Consider the following 24,989-nt stretch of genomic DNA (forward strand, 5'->3'; position numbering starts at 1 on the left):
AGGCGATCACTGATCGCCCCTACAGAGATAGACAGACAGGGTAATCCTTCCTCAACGAAATAACCTGCCCAAGAAAAATACCCAAATACCAAGAGGTGGACACATAGGTTCATGCCCTGCGATATGTCGCATTCTTTATTTATTACGAATCAAGCCTATCCCAGTGTAAAAACTTGGACAGGCTAAAATTTTATAATTATCAAAATAGTTCTTTAACAAACCCATAAAAAATAAATTCTATGTTTCAAAAAAATATTATATAATAATTAGAGTGACGAAATACATATTAGCAAAGTGGGTTGAGGATATGATAATTGCAGAGAAGACAGCAGTTTCCAATCGTGATGTTCGGAAAAAGATATATACGATGATTATTCCAATTTGTATGGAAAATGTACTTCAGATGCTAGCTGGCTTTATATCAACGGCTATGATCGGTTGGACTGGGGCTTTAGCTGTGTCTGCCATGGGTTTAAGTATGCGTATTACCCAGATTGTATGGGCGTTGTTTAAAGGGATAGCTACGGGAGGTACAGTTTTTGTCGCTCAAGCCTATGGCGCCCAAGAACATAAAAAGCTTAAGCATGTTATTCAGCAGACCTTGCTCTCTTCTGTTCTATTTGTCATTGTCATCCAGCAGCTTATCTATTGGAAAGCAGATTTCTTTATTAGTTGGTTTAATGCTGATGGAGAGTTGTTAGAAAAGAGTCTTGTTTACTTAAAAACAGTATCATTTGGACTTCCTTTTCTTGCGATCATGTTGGTTGTGGCCGGCGTACTTCAAGGCATGGGAAATACAAAGACTCCAATGAAAATTGCACTGATGATGAACTTGGTCAATATTTGTGCCAGCTACGTACTGATCTTTGGTAAGTTAGGCTTTCCAGTCTTAGGAATTGCTGGCGCCGCAGTTGGGACAGCCTTCGCTCAATTTGTTGGTGCTGGTATAGGCTTGTATGTTCTATTCAACAAAGATGGAGTCTTGTCTGGTTTATTAAACCTTTCTTTTCTAACGCTAAACAGACAAAAAATTCAAGACATATACAAAATGGGTATGCCTACGGCTTTTGAGTCTATTTTTTGGCAGATATGTACCATCATATTAACAAGATTGATATTAAAGTTTGGGGTAGAATCTTTAGCTGCCCATCAGCTGGGGTTACAGGCTGAGGCGATTTCCTATATGCCTGCTGCGGGCTTTAGCATCGCAGCCACTGCCTTTATAGGTCAAGCCATCGGGAGTAAAGATCCAGACCTAGGTAAAAAATATATGACTGAGATTGTAAAGGGGTCTATCGTGCTTACTAGCTTTAGTGTAGCGATTTTGTTGCTTATCCCTGGGAAGGTTATGGGCCTGTTGACCAACGATGTAGGTGTGATTGAATTGGGAATAAAGTATCTAATGCTGATGGCCGTCGTTCAGATTCCTCAGAATGTGGCAGGGGTACTGAATGGAGCATTGAGAGGCGCTGGATTTACAAAGGTGCCTATGATTGTGGCAGGAACAGGCTTGTGGTTAGTGAGATTGCCTTTTGCATATATTTTATCCCTAAAATTTGGATTGAATATTATTGGTGTTTGGCTGGCAATGACCTTTGATCTGGCTTTTCGATTTGTTTTAAGTTTTGCTTTATATAAACGCAAAAACATTTATCAATATATGACGTTTAAAAAAGAAGTGATGAAATTATAAAAAAATTTGTTTAAACTTGGAAAGCCTGGGTATCTATTTGATTAGGCAAGGTGCTTGTAAGGTTGACAAAAATGGAAAAAAAAGGTTGATTTTTTACGCCTTCTAATTTATAATAATTATTAGTTAATAAATTTTATTTAATATAAACAAATTAATGGAGGGATTAATCATGGAAAACAAAAAAACATTAGAACACTTGATGGCTGCCTTTGCTGGCGAATCTCAAGCCAACAGAAAGTATTTAGCCTATGCGAAGAAAGCAGAAGCAGAAGGAAAAGTCAATGCTGCAAAGTTATTCAGAGCCGCTGCTGAGGCAGAAACACTTCATGCTCACAAGCATTTTGAAGTAGCGGGGAAAATTAAGGATACAGCAGCTAATTTAAAGGATGCAGTAAATGGAGAAACTTATGAGTACAAGGATATGTATCCTGAGTTCTTAAAGGCAGCAGAGGATGAAGGCGATCAAGCTGCGATTCGTACATTTACATATGCATTAAAAGCTGAAGAGGTTCATGCAAGATTGTATGAAGAAGCTCTTGCAGATTTGGATAATGCCGAGGAAGTATTCTATTATCTATGTCCAGTCTGTGGAAATATTGAAAAGGCTGTTCCAGAGAAGTGTTTTATCTGTAATGTGCCTGGAGAAAAATTCATTAAGTATTAATTATATTGGTTGAGCAAAAACGGATGGAAACATCCGTTTTTTGTTTGTAAAAAAGTTGACAGAAAATGATTACGGATGTAATATATAAGTATTACACCTGTAATCATTTTCTGTTAATTTTGTTTTTCTTCACAATGGAATTGTAAGTTACAAGGGGATATAAAACTAAGATGGTAAATAGAGACTCCTAATAAAGGGGATAAAAAGGATGGGGCTTCATGAAAAAGCGATTTGAGAAGATTGGAAGAGGAAATAAGATTGTTTACATGATTTGGTGTCTGCTGATTGGATTGATTGGCAGCATTTTGCTGTACGGATGGCAGCGGGATTTTGATGAGACTTCCTTTGATGTGAATCGTGTATATGATCATATTAAAGAGCTTTCGTCTCCCCAATATAATGGTCGTTTACCAGGGACAGAGGGGAATCAACTGGCCCTAACATACATTGAGAATTACTTTAAAGAAATAGGAGTAGAACCTGGTGGAGAAGGGGACGGTTACTACCAGGATTTTGAGCACATGGTGGCTTCTTATAATGAAAAGCCTTATTTTCGTATCATCGATTCGAATGGGAATCTCTTGCAGGAATACAATATACGGGAGCATTACAGAGATTCTTTTGAGGGAAGAGGAGACATAGAGGGAGATTTGCTTTACATACCGATGCATATTCGAAATTACTCGGAAGAGGAGATCAAAGGAAAGATACTCTTGGTAGATATTGCAGTAGACGAAGAATATATAGACTATGCAAAGAACCATGGAGCAAAGGCAATCGTTGCTACCATATACGATCGTGATTGGAGATTAGATCCACGTAGAAGGATTGAGCCGATACGAATGATGAAAGGTTCGGGGAATCTATATAGACTAGAGGATCCAGGAATCATCCTCCATTATGTGGAAATACCTACATTTGTGGATTTGAAGCGTTATGCAGAAAATAAATATAGGGCTGAGATTGGATATTATTATGCTTTTCAGAATATAAGGATTTCAAATATCCTAGGAAAAGTCCAAGGGAAAAATCCAGACGCAGGCTATGTGATCATTTCGGCTCATATAGACCATGTGGGAGCTGATTATGATGGGCGTTATTTTCCCGGCGCGCTGGATGATGCATCAGGAACCGCAATGATGATGGAGATAGCTAGGGTGATCAAAGCTCAAAAATCACCGCCAGAAAAAACAATGATATTCGCTGGATGGAATAATGAAGAGGGTGGGATTGCAGGGTCTAGATACTATACAAATCATCCCATTTACTCCCTTGAGAAGACTCAGATGATCCAACTGGATTGTATAGGATCTGTGACGATGCAGGAAATTGACTTCGCTTCAGCAGGTGAAAAAGGAGTGATACTGCAGAATAAGTTTAAGCAGCTGGCAGATTTACGGGAAATCAAGGCGATAGAAAGCAATTTCTTATCCAGTGATCATGCACCTTTCATTGAAAAAAGAGTCCCGGCTGTGCTCATTGAAGACAATTTTCAAAACATTGTTCAAAGGCATCATATCCATACCTATAAAGACGATATCAACAATATCAGCAAAGAAAATTTATCAAAGGTGGCTGTCATCCTGCTGGATTATATCAAAGGGGAAGTCTATGGGGATTTTCTGCCTGACTACTTAGAAACGATAGAGTGGATTTTTTTAGGGGGATTGGCCTTATTCGGCATCATCATTTATATTATCTATTATTTGAGTAAAACAAACCCAGCTGGGGCTATTGGAAATTTAAGAATAGAAGACATATACTATGCAACACCCTTTCGGTTGTTGGCAAAGTGTTATCATTATATTTCTCTTATGACTATCGTTGTATTTATTCTGGTGTTTGTCGCCAATATTCCTACAAATTTCAATTTAATGATTGACCAAGGAAATGTATATACGAACCTTTCGATTCCTCTGACGGTGAAAAAGAGTGTGTTGTATATGAGAGGCTTATTTGCCAACGGATTCGGCAAATCAGCAGGGAAAGTGGATATTATGGAGATTGTATTGAACTCTTTTGGTAAAAGCATGATGCTGATTCTTTCAACCTTGATCCTCTCAACAATTATAGGGGTCGTAAAGGGGATTTTAGATGGTTATCGGGATACGAAAAATGGTATGCTCAGAACCATGGGAACATTGGCGGCCCTATCAATACCTGATGTTCTTATCGTAATTGCCATTCAAATCATGGTGGCTTATATGTATAAACATAATATCCTCACACCCCTTATGACAAAGGAGCTGATGAGAAAGTTCATTCTTCCCATGATCTGCCTATCTGTCGTTCCCTCTGTATATATATCAAGAATTACAACGGTGGTGCTTCATGAGGAAATGAAAAAAAGTTATGTGAAGGCTGCGAGGGCAAAAGGGCTTTCGAGATACAAGGTACTGGTACAGCATTTGTTGATCGGTGTAATCATGAAGGTGATCGATTCTTTATCTTCAGTAATACCTATCATTATTTCAAATCTAATTATTGTAGAATACTTTTTTCATTATCCAGGTGTCATTTATATGTTGCTGAAAGTATATCAAGAAAATGACCAGGCAACATTTTTAGGTCTATCTCTATCGTTAGGGCTGATGTATGTTGTCTTCAATATAGGGTTTACCGTACTATCATTTATCGTAAATCCCCTAAAAAGGGAGGGTATTCAATGAAGAAAATAAACCTGTCTCTTTTGATAGGAAGCTGCATTTTAATCGTATTGATCTTTGCCATGTTTTTTTCTCATCTACTGACGGATATAAACCCCTATAACACTCAAACCATGCGGTCATGGAATTATGAGAATGGAGATTTAAATTTGCAGGCGCCACCATACCCGCCTTCTAAAGAAAATCCTCTGGGGACTGACGAGATGGGAAGAGATGTCCTAGGTTTTATTATTTATGGTACGCAGCTGACCCTAACGATTAGCATTTTGGTTGTTATGGGGAGATTTTTATTGGCTATACCGCTGGGTGTAGCAGCAGGTTTTGGCAGTTATATTTCGAAAACGATAATCGAGCAATGCGGCATTATCTTTAGTGCACTACCAGCGCTGCTCATGGGAATCATTATTCTAAAAATGAATTTTTTTGCAAACTTGTATAAAGAACAATCCATCATCGCTTTTGTATTGGTGCTGACAGTTATCGATTGGGCAAAGCTTGGAAAGATGATTATGGAAAGGGTACAAGAAATTTTAGCAAAGCCTTTTATCAAAGGAGAAATTGCCATTGGAAAGAGTAAAATGGAGATTTCTTTGGAAAATGTAATTCCCCATTTGACGACGGAACTAGTAATACTATTTTTCATGGAGATTGCACGGGTTTTAACCATGATGATGCAATTTGGTATCTTTGGTGTATTTGTTGGAAATATGGGATTTATAGCAGATACAGAGGGGGGGCAGACCTCATTTTTAAACCTCAGTTATGAGCCAGAATGGGCAAGCATGCTAGGAAGCGCAAGAAATTACATTCGAACTGCTCCTTGGACTGTATTGTTTCCTGGGATAGCTTTCTTTATTAGTATCTTAAGTTTTAACTTGATTGGAGAAGGGTTAAGGAAACAATTGCAGGAAAGAAATTCAATGTATCTAGTATATTTGAGGCGACTATTGAGCTTTAGACAGTTTGAATGGACATTAGGAAAGAAGTGGATAAGGGAGAAGGGGCATCAGGTTTTTGTTTCTGGCATCGCGTTGTTGGTATTGTTTTCTTTTATAGGCGGAACGCTGTGGCGTCAGCATATGGGTGTTTTCCAATACGAAAAGGCCAAGGACGTATTTTTCAATGAGACCTTCGATGAGGTTCTTATTGGCACAGATCAGGGTAGGGAAACAGCTGAAAATATCAGTGAAGCTCTTGCAGAAATAGGTCTAGCACCTATTGATGAAAATGGATATGTCCGTGAATATAAGACGGAAGATATTTATATTCCTATGGAAGCCAGTGTAAAGATTCAGGGAAAAGCCATGGAAAAGAAAGAATTTGTGCATGGTGAGGATTTTGTGTTTCAAAGCTTTGGCGATATGGAACTAAGTGGAAAACTCAATGATGTCACGGAGGAGGATATGCTTTCTCAGATAGATTTTTCAGAATTTAAGGATCAGTTTTTACTTTTAGATAGTGATATTTACTCCGAAAAAGGATTTGATTACCTAGTGAAGAAAATTATGACAGAATCGGAGGCAAGGGGTGTTTTTTGTATTCTGCCAGAGGGAGAACAACTTCCTGATCCTATGGGAAAGGATGTTTATAGAGGCGCTGTCATGTGGCTGACATGGGAGATGGGAAAAGTTTTAAAATCCTTGGATGGCGGGGATGTGAAGGTAAGCTTAAAAAGTAAAAAGCTAGAGAGTATTGGCAGAAATGTTGTAGGTGTCATTCCAGGTAGTGATCCAAAGATTGGTGAGGAAGCCATTCTTTTAGGTGTAGGATATAATTATGATCAAGCCCATAGAGAAATTGGAGAGCAGCGCATTTTATTTGCCTTGGAACTGGCAAAAAGATTGATGCAGCAGAATCATGAAAAAAGCAGAACGGTTATTTTTGTATTTTGGGACGGGTCTTTAAGCAATCAATACAACGGTAAAATAGCCTATGGAAAGCAGCCTTTATATGATCCAGAGAAAAGTGAATTGTATATAGATTTGACCAAGATTGATACGGATATGGGAGATGCCATATATCTAGGCAGCAGGCAGGCACCTATAAGCAGATATTTTTCCTTCGCCTTCAATCATCAATTGGAAAACGAAATTCGTAAAAGAAATCTGCTTCAAAAGGAATATGTGGTAGATATTTCTGTGGAAGGAAAGGCAGATAACTACATGGATAAGATTCTATATTATGAAGCCAACACACCGACCATCATTCTAGGGATAAAAGATGAGAACAGAGATTCAGAAAAGAAAATAACCCTGGATAAGTTAGGGGAAATTTTGTTGGAGACCATAGAAAACAATAATCATTAATTGGATGTGAAATGAAATGTCAAATTCAAAATTATTACAGATAAAAGATCTAAAGATATCCTTTCCCTATGGGAAAGGAAGGGTACAGGTGGTACGGGATATCAATCTGGAGGTAGAAGCGGGAGAGATCGTAGGTATTCTTGGGGAATCTGGAAGTGGAAAGACCGTTAGTTCAACCGCTGTTTTAAGATTGTCTGATGGTGATGGCAGCGTTGATGATGGAGAAATTTGGTTTTGTGATATGAATTTGTTAAACCTTTCAGAGCATGAACTGGAAAAAATCAGAGGAAAGGAAATCGCCTATATTTTTCAAGATACAGTGGCTGCCTTGAATCCTTATCGTAAAGTTGGAAAGCAGATTCAAGAAATTACGAAGGTCCATGGGCTAGATGTTGAAAAAGAGGAAATTTTAAGGGTTATGAAAGAGATTGGTTTAGATAATGCCGATCTGATATATAATATGTATCCCTTTCAATTGAGTGGTGGACAGTGTCAGAGAGTAAATATTGCCATGGCTGTTGTATGTAGACCCAAATTGATTATTGCCGATGAACCAACCAGTGCAATCGATGCCTCTTTGCGGCGAAAGGTCTTACACCTTTTCAAGGATATTAATGAAAAATATGGGACGGCTATCATGATCATTACCCATGATTTTGATGTAGCGAAATTCCTATGCCATAGGGTTGTGATTATGTATGGAGGACTGGTGATGGAGGAAGGTAGAGTCCAAGAAGTCTTGGAAAATCCCATTCATCCTTATACTATAGAGCTATTAAAATGTGTGGCATCGCTAAATGAAGGAGAGGAATCATTATACAGCTTAGAAGGGATGCCGCCAAACCCTTATCAACTGGGAAACCAATGTCCCTTTTATGAACGATGCAATGATCGAATCGACTTATGTAGAGAAAGCATACCACCTATGGTGGACCTACAAGGGAATAGGAGGGCTAGATGTGTCCATGCAAAATCCGATAGGGTGTAAAGATGACATTCAAAAAGCATTGCTGGAAGTGGAAAGTCTCTCGAAGCATTATGTGGTGAAAAAGAATTTGTTTTCTCCAAAGACAGTGATAAGGGCTGTTGATCATATTTCCTTTGATATCTATGAAGGAGAGGCTTTAGGACTTATAGGTGAAAGTGGAAGTGGAAAAACGACGACAGGAGAGTTAATCCTTAGACTGATTTCAGCTGATGCAGGACGCGTGTTGTTTCAAGGAGAAGATATCTTACAGATGGGGGAAGACACTATCAGAAAAAAGAGAAAGGATATTCAGATTATTTTTCAACAAGCCCAAGAAACGCTGGACCCAAAGGCTACTATTGCTGAACTGATTGCCGTACCATTGAGGATTCATCGGATCGTACCAGCATCAGAAATTGAGTCAGAAGTCGATAGACTATTAAATATGGTGGGGTTGACAGGAAAAGATAAGCATAAATTTACCTACCAATTAAGCGGTGGACAAAGACAGCGAATAGGAATTGCCCGTGCCATCGCATCAAGACCTAAGTTGGTTGTTTGTGATGAGCCCGTATCCGCTTTGGATGTTTCTGTACAGGGACAGATATTGAATCTATTGATAGACCTTAAAAAAGAACTATCATTAACTTACCTATTTATTTCTCATGACCTAAAAGTGGTGCAGCATATTTGTGATCATATTGCAGTAATGTACAAAGGAAAAATACTTGAAATGGGTGAGAAGAATCAAATTATGGCGAATCCTACGCATGATTATACAAAACAATTGATAACATCGATGATATAAAGAGTTTCCCTGCTAAAATAGATTTTCATTGGTAATCAACTGGTAAAATAAGAGGTTTTTAGGGTATAATACTAGTGTAGACAATGACTAAAATTTTGAGGTGACAACATGAAACGAGAGGCAGTGCTAGATTTTTATATAGCAAATGGGGTTTTGTATGATACGGAAGAAGATCATATATTTCAAAGTATACAGTCCCAAAGCATATATGAGGTAATCCGTGTAATGGATAAGGTGCCTTTGTACGTAGAGGATCATCTGGAGAGAATGAGAAAATCCGCAGAGCTTTTGGACTATAGGATTCATAAGAGCGATCAAGAAATCATGGGTGAGATGGCAGCGCTGATCGAAGCAAATAAATTTCCAAATATGAATATAAAATGGCTATGTAGTGGCTTCGACAAGGAAGAACAGCTATTTCTTCAATATTTTGTCGAAAGCCATTATCCAGAAAGACAGGTTTACGAGAATGGCATCCATACGATTTTTTTTCATTCAGAGCGGGAAAATCCAAATGCGAAGGTTATGAATTTGGATTTGAGAAAGAGAATTAATGAGAAGATGAGCCTAGAGGGAGCCTTTGAAGCCATATTGATCAATCAGGATGGGTACATTACGGAAGGCAGTCGTTCTAATATATTCTTTGTGAAGGGAGATCAGGTCTATACGGCTCCACCGGGTGAAGTGCTCTTGGGCGTGACGAGGACACGAATCATGGAGGTTTGTAAAAAACTAGACATAAAAGTAATTGAACAGCATATCCATGAAACAGAGATCTCTCAAATGGAAGGTGCTTTTATGACAGGAACATCTGTCAATGTATTGCCGATTCGAAGTACAGGGGATCATGTATATGCCAGTGTGCATCATTCGATTACGGAAAGAATTGCCCAAGGATATGAGGAAGATATGGAAACATATAGGAAATCCTGTGGAATATGTTAAGGATCGAATAAGAAAGATTTTAGAGGGATATATAGGTTTGCCGGGTCTTATGCCCGGCTTTCAGCTTTTAAGCGATGTGATAAATTTGCAATGGAAGAAAATGATGGTATAATAAATAAGGAAAAATGCTTTTAATGATATTTTAAGCATCTTACTGTTGTGGTCGATGAAAAGAGTATAAAATATTGTTATATTCAGGTCAGGTGAGGAATAATATAAATTATGCTGATGAATCCACGCAAACAGTACCAATTATTTTTGAATGAGGTGAAGCATAATATGATCAGTAGAAAGAATGCCATATTGGGTGCCATGATTTTGGTACTGCTAACCAGTGTGATTACTTTTACCCTTACAAATGTTTTTGCTTTGAGCATAGGGGAGAAAGTTATTATTACGAAGAAGAATTATGATTATTACAAGGATATATCAAAAAGCTACAGCAAGGTCCTCAGCTTGAAGGAATTCATCGAGACCAATTACTATAAGGAAGTGGATGAAAGCAAGGTTGAGGATGGCATCATAAAGGGACTATTTCAATCTTTAGAAGATCCATATTCTGTCTATATGAGTAAAAAAGAATTTGACGATTTTATGACCCATACAAAGGGAACCTATGGGGGGATTGGTGTTATCATGACCCCTGGAGAAGATGGCTACATTACGGTAGTATCTCCCATCGAAGATACGCCTGGAGAGCGGGCAGGTCTGAAATCTGGGGATAAGATATTAAAAGTAAATGGAAAAGAGTATTCTGGTGAAAAATTGGATGAGGCAGTGGCTATCATAAAGGGTGACCCTGGCACCAAGGTGACTTTAACGGTTTATCGAGAAGGGAAAAATCAACCCTTCGATGTGGAAATTGTTCGAGAAGAGATTCGCTTAAAGACTGTAAAATCTCGAATGTTGGAGAATGATTTAGGATATATACGAATCACCATGTTCGATGAGATGACATCGGAAGATTTTAAGACCCAGTTAACCCAGTTGCAAAAGCAGAACATGAAAGGCTTGATCATCGACTTAAGGAATAATCCAGGAGGGCTTCTAGACCAGTGCGTAAAGATCGCCGATGAATTATTAGGAAAGACAGTGGTGGTCTATACCCAGGATCGTTCTGGTGAAAGGGAATACGAGTATTCTAATGCTGGAAAAATAGAGGTTCCCTATGTACTTCTGGTAAACAAAGGAAGTGCCAGCGCATCGGAGATTTTATCAGGTGCAGTAAAGGATACAAAATCAGGAACCCTTATTGGAACTACTACCTTTGGAAAAGGATTGGTTCAGAGAGTGAAAGCTTTAGAGGATGGAACAGGATTCAAACTCACTACATCCCAATACTTCACACCTAATGGGGTCTATATCCATGGGAAAGGCATTGAACCAGATATTGTAGTGGAAGTACCTGAGGATGAGACAGCGCAAGAGGAAGTAAAAGATGCAGATGATATTCAGCTTCAGAAGGGGATTGAAGTATTAAGGCAAAAATTGGCGAAATAATAGAAATAGTGCAGAAGTTTATAGCTTCTGCACTATTATTTTGCCCTCCAGAGGTTTTAAAGAAATGTTTAACTTAGAATCTAGAACTGAAAATTCGTGGCTATCGTGGAGTATATCCATCCAAGGCTGATCTCCAAATGAAGCAACATCGATAGTTAAAGGAATTTCTTGATGCAAACTTCTGTTGATAAAAACAAAAATACGATTGTTTTTTTTGTTTTCACCAAAGATATCCCGTTGACACTCAATGCAGCGCATATAGCCATAGATATCCTCATGAATGGGTAAGGAAATCCAATCTCCAGTGGAAAGGGCATCGTATTGGCGACGAATTTCTATGATTTTTCTATACCATGTCAGTAAAACTTGATCTTCTCGTCCCCAAGGGTAGGTTCTGCGGTTCAGCGGATCACTATAGCCTTCCACACCAGCTTCATCCCCATAATATATACAAGGAACGCCTGGGAAGGTCATTTGTACTAGGCTGAGAAGCGTTAATCGCTTTAGGGCTTTCTTTTTTTGTTCAGGGGAAAGCCGATAAAGCCCCTGTTCTTCCTTTGATAGAGACGATTCAGGCGGGGCATCTCCCAATAATGTTAAAATCCTTGGTACATCATGACTTCCAATAAGATTCATCGTTGCATAGAAGTGATGGCGGGGATAGTTTTCATATAGACACATGAAGGCTTGATGTACTTCCTTGCTATTGAAATGACCCAGGATAAAATCCAGAAGAATGTGACGAAATGGATAATTCATGATCGAATCCAGTTCCTCACCTAGTAAATATTCTCGAGATTCACCATGGCTGATTTTATGGGATGCATCCTCCCATACTTCTCCAATTAGGATACTTTCAGGATAGATTTCTTTCATCCGTTTGCGCAGTGCTTTAATGAAAGATCCCGGTAATTCGTCGGCCACATCCAATCGCCATCCCTTGGCGCCTGAGTCCATCCAATGCTGTAGGACACTATCCTCATCATGGATGATGAAGCCTTGAAAGGTAGGCTCTGTTTCATTGGTATTGGGCATGGTATCAATTCCCCACCAGCAATCATATTGATCAGGGTAGACTTCAAAGCGATACCAAGGATAATAGGGAGAAACAGTGGATTGATAAGCGCCTAAACCAGGATAGTTTCCATTTTTATTAAAATAAATACTGTCACTTCCCGTATGGCTGAAGACCCCATCCAAGATGATTGAGATGCCCAATTTTTCAGCTTCTTCACAGAGCGACTGAAAGGCTTCGTGATCTCCATACATAGGATCTATTTTCTTATAATCGGCTGTGTCATATTTATGGTTGCTGGAGGATTCGAAAATTGGATTCAAATAGATGAGGTTAATACCCAGTGACTGCAAATAAGGTAGCTTTTTTATGACGCCTGCCAGGTTGCCGCCAAAAAAGTCATACTGTACAATGGCACCTGTTTTTTGATCCCGAATATAGGAAGGGGTAGCATTCCAATCGGAGTAGAGATATGCCCCTGGTTTGGGATTCATGATCCTGCCATCCTCCGATCCATTGAAGAATCGATCCACAAAAATCTGATACATTACCGAGGATTTAAACCATGAGGGAACTAAGCTATTTTCCTTATGGACAGTGATCTGGTACGCAGGAGGTTGATAAAGATAGACTTGGCCTATACCTCCTTGCTGGTGAGGGTTGTTACCATAATAATAGGTGCTTGTATTTGTAGTAATAATAAAATAGTACCATACAAGGCACGGATAAGAAGGAAGGTCAAATACCAACCTATAGATTTGTTGATTATTTATAGATTCTACTAGCCTCATGGACAGCAGTTTTTCACCCTCTTGATCGGTCCAGAGGCGAAGGGCTACTTGATAGATTTCTTCTTCTCCATCTTCGACGGATAGGCCAAAAGAAACCCTATGCTGACAAGTAACAGCACCAAAGGGTGTTCGGTAAAAAGATTGATGGGAGTCATGATGAATCCAAGGAATTTTCAATGGGCGCACCAACCTTTCTATGATTTTGATTATGATGGGATTGTACTTCGTTATAAAGATAGAAACAGTCCGAAATAGATAACAGCTTCTGGTTAGTGGTTAGAGGTTAGTGGTATTGAAAGATATGAAAAGAAAAAGAATTTAAGCCTATCGTTGAGGGAATAGACTTTTTTCAAGATTAACGTTAAAGAGGGTATTGTAGCCCACTAACGACTGACTTCTAACCACTAACTCTACTCTCCTACATACACCGGATCAATCTGCCAAATACCTGAGGCATATTCGGATATGGTTCGATCACTGGAGAATCTTCCAGAATGAGCGATGTTGCAGACGCTCATTCTAAGCCATTGCTGAGGATTTCCATATAATTGATTGATACGGCGATGGGCATCCACATAGGATGAAAAGTCTTTTAAAACAAAATACTCATCATTTTGATAAAGAAGGGCATCGTAAAGACTTCGAAATTCATCTTGGGCTGCAGGTAAAAAACCGTTGATGAGCTGGGTGAGTATTGTTTTTATTCTCGAGTCTTGATGAAACATATCCCAAGCACTGTAACCACCGTTACGATAATAAGCTAAGACTTCATGGGCGGTAAGACCAAAAATCACAATGTTTTCTTCACCTACTGCATCCTTGATTTCGATATTTGCTCCGTCTAAAGTACCCAAGGTAATGGCACCATTCATCATAAACTTCATATTGCCAGTACCTGAGGCTTCTTTGCTGGCCGTTGAAATCTGCTCACTTACCTCAGCTGCAGGGAAAATCTTTTCAGCCAGAGAAACATTATAGTTTTCAAGAAAGACGACTTTGAGCTTATCTTTGATGGAAGAATCCTTGTTAATTAGATCTGCCAAAGTATGAATGAGTTTGATGGTTTGTTTTGCTTGATAATAGCTGGGAGCAGACTTGCCAGCAAAAATGAATGTTCGCGGCAGTATGTCAAGATCAGGGTTCTCTCGCAGTTGGTTATACAAATCCATGATATGTAGCAGATTCAACATTTGCCGTTTGTAGGCATGAATTCGTTTAATCTGGACATCAAAAATGGAATTGGGATCTACTTTTATACCAGTTTTGTCTTCAATGATTCTTGATAGGGTTAACTTGTTATTGTGTTTGATCGTAAAAATCTGTTGTTTGAAATAGGAATCCTCCTCATGATTCATGAGCTGAATGAGTTCAGAGGAATCATGGAGCCAAGCTGAACCAATGGTATCCGTAATGAGTTGGGAAAGGGAAGGATTTGATTTTATAAGCCATCGTCTAGGTGTTATCCCATTGGTTTTGTTATTGAATTTATAGGGAAAAACTTCGTAAAAGTGGGCCATTACCTGTTTTTTTAAGATTTCCGAATGGATTTCTGCAACCCCATTTACACTGTGACTGCCCACCACAGCAAGGTGGGCCATATGAACATAGCCGTCGGCCAAGATGGCCATTTGACCAATTTTTTCCCAGTTGTTAAGGTATCGCTGCCAAAGTCCATGGCAAAACCGTTCATTGATCTCATGGACGATCATGTATATCCGAGGGAGTAGGGATTGAAAGAGATCAATGGGCCATTTTTCCAAGGCTTCAGGTAAAATAGTATGGTTCGTATAAGAAATGGTTTGGGTGGTGAGTTGCCAGGCTTGATCCCAGCCCATGTCTTCCTCGTCGATTAAAATCCTCATCAGCTCAGGTATCGCCAATACTGGGTGGGTATCATTGATATGAATGGCGATTTTATTGGAAAACTCATGGAGGGAACCTCCTTTTCTTTTATAACGATGGATAATGCTTTGCAGGCTGGCGGAGACCAAAAAATACTGCTGCTTTAATCGAAGGATTCTGCCCTCTTGGTGTTGATCATCGGGATATAATATTTGGGAGATGGATTCCACTTCATGTTTATATTTTACGGCATTCAGATAATCACCACGATTAAAGGTGGAGAAATCAAAGTCTCGCATGGTTGTTTCTGCACTCCACAAGCGGAGGGTGTTGACCGTATTGTTTTGAAAACCTACAATGGGAGAGTCGTAGGGTACCGCCAGGACAGTATCATAATTCTCATGAATAAATATGGTTTTATTGTCATGCTGGTCTAAACGGACGACTCCACCAAAACGGACCTCCACAGCCTTATCAGCTTTTCGAATTTCCCATACATTTCCATGTTTTAGCCATGGATCGGGAAGCTCGACTTGATAGCCATCTACAATTTTTTGATCAAAGAAGCCATATTTATAGCGAATTCCACAACCATGACCAGGTAATTGGAGGGAGGCTAAGGAATCTAGAAAGCATGCAGCCAATCGACCGAGACCACCATTGCCTAAGCCTGCATCTGGTTCCAATGATAGAATCATTTCTAAGTCGATGGACAGTTCCTCAAAAGCTTCTAACACAATTTTTTTCCAATCGAGATAAAGGAGATTTCTCTCCATCATTTTGCCTAACAAAAACTCCATGGAAAAATAATATACCTGCTTTTTTCCCTGATTCACATAGGTTTGATTAGTATGAATCCATTTGCGACTCATAAAATCCCTAATCATCGCTCCCAATGTCATATACAAATCCATAGGAGATGCTTCTTCAATGGTTTGACCATGCATGGTTTCAAATTTTTCTAAAAACAATTGTTTGAAAAGTACTTTGTTCATGGGCCTGGAAATCACCTCCTAAAATTTTTGGGTCTGGAAGGTCAAGGTTTTATATAAGTGAGTATACTGCTGAGCCGATTGATGCCAGCTAAAATCACTATAAATTGCATTTTTAAAAACCTTGATCCATAATTTCTTATCCTGATAGGATTTCAGAGCCCTTTGAATCGTAAATAACATATCATGGGCATTGTAATGGGTAAAGCTAAAGCCATTGCCCGTACATCTATAATCGTTATATGACTGTACTGTATCCTTGAGGCCTCCGGTTTCCCGTACAATAGGAATGGAACCGTAACGAAGGGCAATCAATTGACCAATGCCACAGGGTTCAAAGCGTGAAGGCATCAGAAAGAGATCCGAAGCGGCATAAATTTTTCTCGCCAATGAATCATCAAACTGTATATGGACCGATAGTTTCGATGGATATCTAATCATTGCTTGTTGGAATAATTCCTCATATTTGGCCTCTCCCGTGCCTAGGATAACCAACTGTACATCTAAAGAAAGAAGCTCATCCAGTATATGGACTACCAGATCGAGGCCCTTAGAACTGACCAATCTGGAAATAATGGCAATCATGGGGGTATTGGAGTCCACAGAAAGGCCAAGGGCTTCCTGGAGCTTGACTTTGTTAAAGGATTTATCTTGTAGATTATCATAATAAGGAAGAAAAATATGAGGATCTTTATTGGGTGAATAAAGATCATAATCAATGCCGTTGATGATACCAAAAAGTTGTTTCCTTCTCTTTCGCAATAATCCATCCAGGCTTTCCCCGAAATAGGGTGTTTGAATTTCTTCACTATAGCTCTTACTTACTGTAGTAAGTAGATCTGAAAAGACAAGTCCACCTTTCATGAAATTGATTTGACCTTGGTATTCCAGGCTGTCAATGGTGAAATAACTATCGTCTAAGCCCAGCACATCCCCAAGAAAATACTTAGGAAATACCCCTTGATACTGAAGATTATGGATGGTAAAGATGGTACCCATGTTCTGATAGAAGGGGAGATGATTGTAAAAGGCTTCCAAAAACACACTGACAAGACCTGTATGCCAATCATGACAGTGAAGAATTTGGGGTTGGAAATCGATATGTGGCAGAAATGCCAAAGCTGCGCGACAGAAAAAAGCAAACCGCTCTCCATCATCTTCATAGCCGTAAATATGATCACGGTTGTAATAGTATTCATTATCAAGAAAATAGAAGGTAATGCCCTCGTAGCAGATTGTTTCAATACCGCAAAATTGATTACGCCAAGCGAGAGGAACGGTAATGCTTTTTTCCCAGACCATTTGCTCTTTCCAGTGTTGTTCAATCGTTCCGTATTTGGGAAGAACAACCCGCACATCCAACCCTTTTTCATGAAGAGCTTTTGGCAGTGAGCCAATAACATCTGCCAATCCCCCTGTTTTGATAAAGGGTGAAGCTTCTGAAGCGATATGAAGTATTTTAACCATTTGTTTATCATCCTCTCATTATAGACTGGTGTTCTTCTCAACAACCATGGGATATTCCCTTGAACCCCTCAACTTTTTGTCTCTGGTGACAAGAACATCCTTATCCAGTATGATATGCTTCAATTCAGAATTCTCATCTATTTCACAGTGCTGCATGACGATGCTATCCTTGATCACAGCGCCTTTATGAACCCGGACACCTCGAAAGAGAATGCTGTTTTCTACGGTTCCCTCTATAATACACCCATTGGCAATCAAAGAATTCTTGACCATGGCGCTATCCATATATTTAACAGGAGCTTGATCTTTCACCTTGGTATATATGGGACCGGATTTAACGAAGATTTCCTCCCATATATCTGTTTGGAGTAAATCCATATTGTGTTTAAAATAACTTTGGATGGAGTGAACCCTACCCACATAACCGGGATGATGGTAGCCAAACACCTTTAGACTGGATAAATTTCGAATGATACAATCCATGAGAAAATCATGACCACCCTTGGCAACAGCTTCATCAATGAGGTCAATGAGAAAAGCTTTTTCCATGATCAGCATATCCATGGAAAGTCGGTTACTTTTAGGTTTGGTGGGGCTAACCTCCATGGCTTTTACCTGACAAGCCTCATCCATGCTTAAGACGGTGGCATTGTAAAAATCTGTGGTGGCACTGTCTTCTTCAGTATAAAGGATTGTAATATCACCACCATGTTCTTTATGAAAGCGTAGTGGGTCCGTATAATTAATGTTACAAATCATATTGCTGCCAGAGATGACCACATACTTCTGGTGACTTTTCTCAAGATATTCTCGATTACAATGGAAATTATCCAGATCTCCTTTCCGAACATTATGATGATATGGAGGGGTTAGGATAAACAGTCCATCTGTTTTACGTGCCAATCCCCATTCTTTACCTGAACGAAGGTGATCCATCAAAGATCGGTATTTATCCTGAACGAGAATTCCTACATTTCGAATGCCGGAATTTACCATGTTAGAGAGGACAAAGTCAATCATTCGATAACGGCCTCCAAAGGGAACGGCCGCTGTATAGCGATTATCCGACAGTTCCTTTAGTAAAGTACCACTTTTTGTGTTGTTCACAATCCCCATTAAATCACCCATATTTCCACTCCTTTCTTAAATTACTTCTTGGTCAAACACCCGACCCCTAGAAATTTTCGTTCCTCTTGGTAGGTCCAAACCTTCACTGATGACAGTGATATCTCTTTCAGAGATGCTACTGCGAAACCAGTCGTCCAGTTCTCGATGGCCAATGGCGCTATTGCCACGGACGAGGGTCTGTTCACCCACAATTGACTTTTCAATGGTTACATTGGCACCTATTTTTACATAGGGCATAATAACAGAGTCCACAATTCGGGAGCCGGGTCCCACATAAACACCTGGAAAGATTACCGAATTTTCAACATCTCCATGAATCTGACAACCTTCGTTAATGAGGGAACGACGGACTTTTGCCATGGGAGAAATATAATTTGGAGGTTGGGTTGGATTGACAGAATAGATCCTCCAGTTTCGGTCGTATAGATCTAACTCTGGATAATCTGATAATAAGTCCATATTGGCTTCCCAATAGCTTTCAATGGTGCCTACATCCTTCCAGTAGCCAGAAAAGCGATAGGCAAACATTCGTTGGGAGCCTTGAAGCATCTTTGGAATGATATTTTTCCCAAAATCATGGCTGGATGTGACATCTGCTTCGTCCTCTTGCAAGTACTTTTTCAACAGCTGCCAGTTAAAGATATAGATGCCCATAGAAGCAAGATTATTTTTGGGATATAAGGGTTTTTCATCAAACGCTATAATCTGATTTTGTTCATTGGTATTCATAATGCCAAAACGGCTGGCTTCTTCCCAAGGAACCTCGATGACAGAGATGGTGCCATGGGCTTGATTTTTTTTATGGGCATCCAGCATAAGGGCATAATCCATTTTATATATGTGGTCACCGGATAGGATCAGGACATATTCAGGGTTATAAAGGTCTATAAAGTCAATGTTTTGATAGATTGCATTAGCAGTGCCTTTATACCACTCCCCGCCCAGTTCTTTTACATAGGGAGGAAGTACTGTAACACCACCGTCCTTGCTGTCAAGATTCCATGGGGCTCCTGTACCAATATAGGAGTTCAGTACCAACGGTTTGTATTGAGTGAGGACACCAACGGTATCGATGTCAGAATGACAGCAGTTGCTTAAGGGAAAGTCAATGATACGATACTTTCCACCAAAAGGCACCGCAGGCTTAGCCAGCTTTTTTGTAAGGATACCCAGTCTGCTTCCTTGGCCTCCAGCCAATATCATAGCAACACATTCTTTTTTATGCATCTTTTTTTACCTCCTTAACAGGTTCCGTTTCTTTTTACTGGTTCTAAGCTTTCTAATTTTTGGTTTTATATATATGGTGGCTAGGGGAGGAACCTTCACTGTTAGGGAGTAGGGTTGATTATGCCAGGGAATCGCATCAGCCATTAAGGGAGTGTTATTCACCTGGTGGGAGCCACCAAAAATGCTTAAATCGCTATTAAAAGCCTCCATATATTCGCCGAGCTGAGGTACACCAATACGATAAGCCTCTCGTACCACAGGTGTGAAATTGCAAAGAATGATCATAAAGTATTCAGGATTTATTGATTTTCTCATAAAGGTAATGATACTCTGCTGAGAGTCATGGGGATCGATCCACTGGAATCCATCCCAATCATGATCGATTTCCCATAGCAAGCGTTCAGCACTATAGAAATGATTCAAAAAACGGACATATTCATGGAGCTTATGATGCATGTCGTAATCCAGCAGAAGCCAGTCTAATCCCTGGTCATCTCTCCACTCAATGAATTGCCCGAACTCTCCTCCCATAAAAAGAAGCTTTTTACCAGGATGGGCCATCATATAACCATAGAAGGCGCGAAGATTGGCAAATTTCTGCCAATAATCTCCAGGCATTTTATTTAATAAAGATTTTTTTCCATGAACGACTTCATCATGGGAAAGGGGCAAAACAAAATTTTCCGAAAAGGCGTACATAAAGGAGAAGGTAACCAACTCATGATGCCATTTGCGGTGAATCGGGTCCATTTCCATATAACGAAGCATATCATTCATCCATCCCATGTTCCATTTATAGCTATAGCCTAAACCCCCTAAATATGTAGGCTTTGTTACCAAGGGCCATGCTGTAGATTCCTCAGCAAACACCAATACATTGGGATATTTATGACAGATGGTTTCATTTAATCGTTTCATGAAAGCAATGGCTTCAAGATTTTCCCTGCCGCCATGACAATTGGGCGTCCATTGATCAGAGGATTTTCCGTAATCCAGATAAAGCATGAAAGCTACCGCATCCACCCGCAAACCATCTAAGTGATATATATCCAACCAAAAGAGGGCATTGGAAATGAGAAAGGACCATACTTGAGGCTTTGTAAAATCAAAATTTCGTGTGCCCCATTGATGGTTTATAGCGCGCTGGGGATCTTGATACTCATAAAGTGGTGTACCATCAAAATTAGCAAGTCCGTGGGCATCGGAGCAAAAATGGCCAGGAACCCAGTCAAGAATAATGCCAATCCCTTTTTGATGGCAACTATCAACAAAATACATGAAATCTTCAGGTGTTCCGTATCGACTGGTGACAGCGAAATATCCAGTGGATTGATATCCCCAGGAACCGTCAAAGGGATGTTCTGTGAGAGGTAATAGCTCGATATGCGTGTAGCCCATCTCAACGACATAGCTGATCAGCAACGGAGCCAATTCCCTATAGGTATAGAAATCTCCATTATCTTTTCGCTTCCAGGAACCTAGGTGTACTTCGTATATATTTATTGGTGCGTTATAAAGAGAATTTCGACTCCGCAGACTCAACCATTCTTCATCATGCCATTGGTATTTTTGAAGGTTGAAGACTTTTGAGGCAGTGCCAGGTCTGGTTTCTCCAAAAAAACTGTAGGGATCTGCCTTATGAAGAATTTTTCCTTGGGATGTATGTATTTCGTATTTATACAAGGCTTCTTCCTTTAGGTTGGGAAAGAACAGAGACCAAATTCCTGATGGATCTACCAAGGAGAATGGGTGAAGGCTACCCTGCCAATCATTAAATTCCCCAATCAAGTAGACTGCTGCAGCATGGGGAGCCCAAAGGGTAAATTGAATGCCTGGTATACCGTCTTTGGCCACCAAATGGGCGCCAAAAAGGCCGTAACAATGGTAATGCCGTCCCTCTTGAAAAAGATTAATGTTCTCAGGCTCTAGTGATAACGCCTTCATTGGTTTGGATTCCACCTTTCTCATGGGTTTACAGGGTCATTCAGACAACCTTATTAATGTATATGTTCAGGCTGCATAGAAATGACTAAATTCACTATTCGTTAACACACAAGGATATATATATGATCTATTTCATGGATTTATCACCTTTTTTGTGTGTTGTGGTAAAAAATTCCTGAATTTATGGCCATAATGTATATATAAGAATGGGAAAAGGGGAAATGAGAATGGTAGAATTCTTAAGATGGAGTAAGACAATGGTAGTAATATTGGCCGTAGGCGGAATATCATTCCTTCAGTATAAAAAAATTCACGACTTTGAATACAAAGCCATGGGCTTTACAAAAACCACACTTAGGAAGAAAGTATTGAATGGGTTCATGATGGGTGTATTGGGCGGTAGCTTAGGAACCATAGTTATCCTTATGCTTGGGGTTACGATAGAACCTAGAGATTTTATCTACCTATTGCCAATGGCCTTTATGCTCATGTTGATCAATGTCCGTTATGTATGCTTTGCCTATGGGGGTGGCCTGTTAGGCATCGTCAGTCTTTTATTGGGTCTTCCCAAGATAAATATACCAAGCCTCATGACAATCGTAGGCGTTCTCCATTTGGTAGAGAGTATTTTAATATGGCTAGATGGACATCGGCATGCTACACCTATTTTCATCGAGGACGAAAAATACGGGATTGTCGGCGGATTTTTACTACAACGATTCTGGCCCATTCCCTTTATTGTATTGTTGGCGATGATGGGGACCTTAGGGAGTGAAAACCTGCCCTTACCCATGTCTATGTTTGTAGCAGTCTTGGGGTATAGCGATATGGCTTTATCCAGCACACCTAACCAAAAATCGAAAACTTCGGCCATAAGGCTTTTGACGTATAGCGCAATACTCATTCTTCTTTCAGTGATGGCCAAGAAATATATATTGTTTCAATGGATTGCTGTCAGTTTTGCAGCATTAGGACATGAAGCTTTAGTATTGTGGGGCCAAAAGGAAGAGAAAAGGAAGGCTCCGCTATTTAGGCATCATCGCCGTGGAATTACTGTATTGGATGTGAAAATGGATGGATCTAAGAAAAAAATGGATCTAAATCCAGGAGATGTGATTCTAAGGATAAACAATCATCCAATTTATGATAAGGCAGACATTCAGGTTGTTTTAAGCAGCTTTCCCCAGAGAATATGGATGGAGATCATCGATGCAGCAGGGAAGCAGAAGACCATTGAATATAAACATAGGTATGGAATGGATAGCTTTGGGCTGATTATCGTACCCCAAAATTCATCTGTTGTTTTTCTGCCAAGTCCATCCTTAAGTCCAATAAAGAAATGGATCGAGAGTATAAAAAAGTAACAATTCATAAGAGAAAGATACCTTTTAAGTCATGAAAAATAGATTTGATAAGATAAATCAAAAGACCAGCTCTAAAAGCTGGTCCTTAAATTGTTTTTTGTTGTAATTTGTGTTTATACATTCGAAAGTCTGCGGTTCGAAATAGTTCCTTGCTATCCGAGGCATCTTCAGGAAAAGAGGCGATACCATAGCTGAATGAAACTTGTACTTCTCTGTCTTCTGTAGAAAGTGTTCTTTCCTTTAATTGTTGAGTAATTTGTTGAAGCTTTTCCTGACTGCTTTCAGCAGTTGTATTTAAAAGGATGATGACAAACTCATCCCCGCCATATCGACCAATGATATCGGACTCCCGTATATTTTCGCGGAGCACCGAGGAGAAGGCTTTTAAAGCCAAGTCGCCAGTTTGATGACCATACATATCATTAATGATCTTCAAGTCGTTTAAGTCGATTACACAAAGGCAAAAGCTTTCATGATATCGCTTTGCTCGCTTATAAATACTCTCAAACAGTTCGTCAAAATAATGTCGATTGTATACTTTTGTCAATCCATCGTATCGGGAAAGAAACAGGGTTTTCTCCAGCAACATTACATTTTTAATGGCAATGCTCAGCTGATTTGCTAGGTACTCTATAATAGCAGTATCATGAATGTTAAAAGCATCCTCGTGCTGGCTGTTGTCTACATTGATCATTCCATAAAGTTTGTTGTCAATAAGGATGGGCGCAGAAATGGTAGCTCTAAGGGATAGGGCATCGGCATCTTCAAATTTAGTATAGGTTTCCTTTGCCAGGAATTTTTGATTAAATTTCATTGGGTTTTCTATGATACATGGCTTGGCATAATTGCCTTGAGTGTATTGGTATAAGAAGGTTTCTTCCACAGCCATACTTATTCTGGAGAGCCCCTTTAAGTCATAGCCTACAGCAGCCTTAAACTCTAGGCGATTATCATTATTTATGATAAGGATACTGCCAGCATCGGCTTTGTCGATAAGCTGGACAGCCTTCTTAACTACAGTGTTTAAGAATTCGTCAAAGTCTTTGATATCTAGAATCGAGTTGCTGATTTCTAACATTGCTTCCTTGATCAAATTATTCTTCTCCAGTTTTTCATTTAGATGAGTGATGCTGGAAATCGTCTGGGTTTGTCTGTCAACGATCTTATAATGATGCTTCAATGCCCTGGCATGGGCAAGTCCGAATATACCTAATAAAGCTGCTGTTAACAAGGGAAACAATAGGCTGGACTGTAGTCCCCAAATATCCAATAGCAAAGTGGCAATAAAGGGAGACAGTAATATAAGTATGCCTAAACGTGAAAATAAACCGATCTTTTTCTTTTCGCTCATGGAACGCCACCTTCATGTATTATAATTCAAGTCATGTTTAAATTATTCTAGAATTATTCCTATTCTCCTTCACTATTTCTAACATTATTTTGGCCATGGCCGTATATTGATTTTGACGAAATGGATAAAAAAAGCGACCCATTGTAGATGCCCAATGGGCGCCTCTACAACCTTAACCTGAACCTTAAAGATTTACATCATATGCATTGACTTTCAAAAAAAGGAGAGATATAATTAAGCATACGAACAAGTGTTTGATTTTCCATTATCTGTTTATAATGGATGAAAAATAGGTGTGTTATAATTTGTATGAATGCTG

General features: G+C 39.5%; 16 protein-coding genes. 9 read left to right on the plus strand and 7 right to left on the minus strand.

Going from position 1 to position 24,989, the window contains the following annotated elements; translation table 11 throughout:
- Window positions 1-307: 307 nt before the first annotated feature.
- The 8 genes from HNQ80_RS09095 to HNQ80_RS09130 all read left to right on the plus strand — a co-directional run bounded on the left by HNQ80_RS09095 (window position 308) and on the right by HNQ80_RS09130 (window position 11,549).
- A complete protein-coding gene (locus HNQ80_RS09095) occupies window positions 308-1,693 on the plus strand; it encodes an MATE family efflux transporter (protein ID WP_184310334.1) in 1,386 nt (461 codons plus the stop codon).
- Between the two features lie 169 nt (window positions 1,694-1,862).
- Entirely contained in the window at window positions 1,863-2,357 is a 495-nt protein-coding gene (locus tag HNQ80_RS09100) for a rubrerythrin family protein (protein ID WP_184310335.1), read from the plus strand.
- Window positions 2,358-2,575: 218 nt separating this feature from the next.
- Entirely contained in the window at window positions 2,576-5,026 is a 2,451-nt protein-coding gene (locus HNQ80_RS09105; RefSeq protein ID WP_184310336.1) for a M28 family peptidase, read from the plus strand.
- Entirely contained in the window at window positions 5,023-7,329 is a 2,307-nt protein-coding gene (locus HNQ80_RS09110) for a hypothetical protein (RefSeq protein ID WP_184310337.1), read from the plus strand. Before HNQ80_RS09105 ends, HNQ80_RS09110 begins: the two co-directional genes overlap by 4 nt.
- Before the next feature lie 16 nt (window positions 7,330-7,345).
- Window positions 7,346-8,317 (plus strand): ABC transporter ATP-binding protein, encoded by a 972-nt coding sequence (locus tag HNQ80_RS09115; RefSeq protein ID WP_184310338.1) that lies wholly within the window; start codon window positions 7,346-7,348, stop codon window positions 8,315-8,317.
- The gene (locus HNQ80_RS09120) at window positions 8,295-9,104 is read left to right on the plus strand and encodes an ATP-binding cassette domain-containing protein (RefSeq protein WP_184310439.1); all 810 of its coding nucleotides are present in this window, start codon (window positions 8,295-8,297) and stop codon (window positions 9,102-9,104) included. The genes HNQ80_RS09115 and HNQ80_RS09120 overlap by 23 nt, the downstream gene beginning before the upstream one ends.
- A 108-nt stretch (window positions 9,105-9,212) precedes the next feature.
- Window positions 9,213-10,049, plus strand: coding sequence for an aminotransferase class IV (locus HNQ80_RS09125; protein ID WP_184310339.1), 837 nt, complete (start codon window positions 9,213-9,215; stop codon window positions 10,047-10,049).
- A 279-nt stretch (window positions 10,050-10,328) separates the two neighbouring features.
- Window positions 10,329-11,549 (plus strand): S41 family peptidase, encoded by a 1,221-nt coding sequence (locus tag HNQ80_RS09130; protein ID WP_184310340.1) that lies wholly within the window; start codon window positions 10,329-10,331, stop codon window positions 11,547-11,549.
- 18 nt (window positions 11,550-11,567) lie between these two features.
- Here HNQ80_RS09130 and HNQ80_RS09135 read toward each other — a convergent pair whose 3' ends face one another.
- From HNQ80_RS09135 to glgB, 6 genes are all read right to left on the minus strand, one after another.
- Window positions 11,568-13,541 (minus strand): glycoside hydrolase family 13 protein, encoded by a 1,974-nt coding sequence (locus HNQ80_RS09135; protein WP_330602817.1) that lies wholly within the window; start codon window positions 13,539-13,541, stop codon window positions 11,568-11,570.
- A 224-nt stretch (window positions 13,542-13,765) separates the two neighbouring features.
- The gene (locus HNQ80_RS09140; protein ID WP_184310342.1) at window positions 13,766-16,192 is read right to left on the minus strand and encodes a glycogen/starch/alpha-glucan phosphorylase; all 2,427 of its coding nucleotides are present in this window, start codon (window positions 16,190-16,192) and stop codon (window positions 13,766-13,768) included.
- An 18-nt stretch (window positions 16,193-16,210) separates the two neighbouring features.
- On the minus strand, window positions 16,211-17,656 hold the full coding sequence (glgA, locus tag HNQ80_RS09145; protein ID WP_184310343.1) for a glycogen synthase GlgA: 1,446 nt from the start codon (window positions 17,654-17,656) through the stop codon (window positions 16,211-16,213).
- 18 nt (window positions 17,657-17,674) lie between these two features.
- Entirely contained in the window at window positions 17,675-18,784 is a 1,110-nt protein-coding gene (gene glgD, locus HNQ80_RS09150; protein WP_184310344.1) for a glucose-1-phosphate adenylyltransferase subunit GlgD, read from the minus strand.
- Between the two features lie 15 nt (window positions 18,785-18,799).
- Window positions 18,800-20,011, minus strand: a complete 1,212-nt coding sequence (locus tag HNQ80_RS09155) for a glucose-1-phosphate adenylyltransferase (protein ID WP_184310345.1) — start codon at window positions 20,009-20,011, stop codon at window positions 18,800-18,802.
- A gap of 6 nt (window positions 20,012-20,017) precedes the next feature.
- Window positions 20,018-21,979, minus strand: coding sequence for a 1,4-alpha-glucan branching protein GlgB (gene glgB, locus HNQ80_RS09160; RefSeq protein WP_279288979.1), 1,962 nt, complete (start codon window positions 21,977-21,979; stop codon window positions 20,018-20,020).
- Between the two features lie 203 nt (window positions 21,980-22,182).
- On the opposite strand from glgB, the gene HNQ80_RS09165 reads away from it, so the two are divergent.
- Window positions 22,183-23,319, plus strand: a complete 1,137-nt coding sequence (locus HNQ80_RS09165) for a PDZ domain-containing protein (protein WP_184310347.1) — start codon at window positions 22,183-22,185, stop codon at window positions 23,317-23,319.
- Window positions 23,320-23,404: 85 nt separating this feature from the next.
- Here the strand turns inward: HNQ80_RS09165 and HNQ80_RS09170 are convergent, their stop codons facing one another.
- Window positions 23,405-24,670 carry a sensor domain-containing diguanylate cyclase gene (locus tag HNQ80_RS09170; protein ID WP_184310348.1) on the minus strand — a complete coding sequence of 422 codons (1,266 nt, stop codon included), beginning with the start codon at window positions 24,668-24,670 and terminating at the stop codon, window positions 23,405-23,407.
- Between the last annotated feature and the right edge of the window lie 319 nt (window positions 24,671-24,989).

Source organism: Anaerosolibacter carboniphilus, assembly GCF_014205875.1.
Classification (GTDB): domain Bacteria; phylum Bacillota; class Clostridia; order Peptostreptococcales; family Thermotaleaceae; genus Anaerosolibacter; species Anaerosolibacter carboniphilus.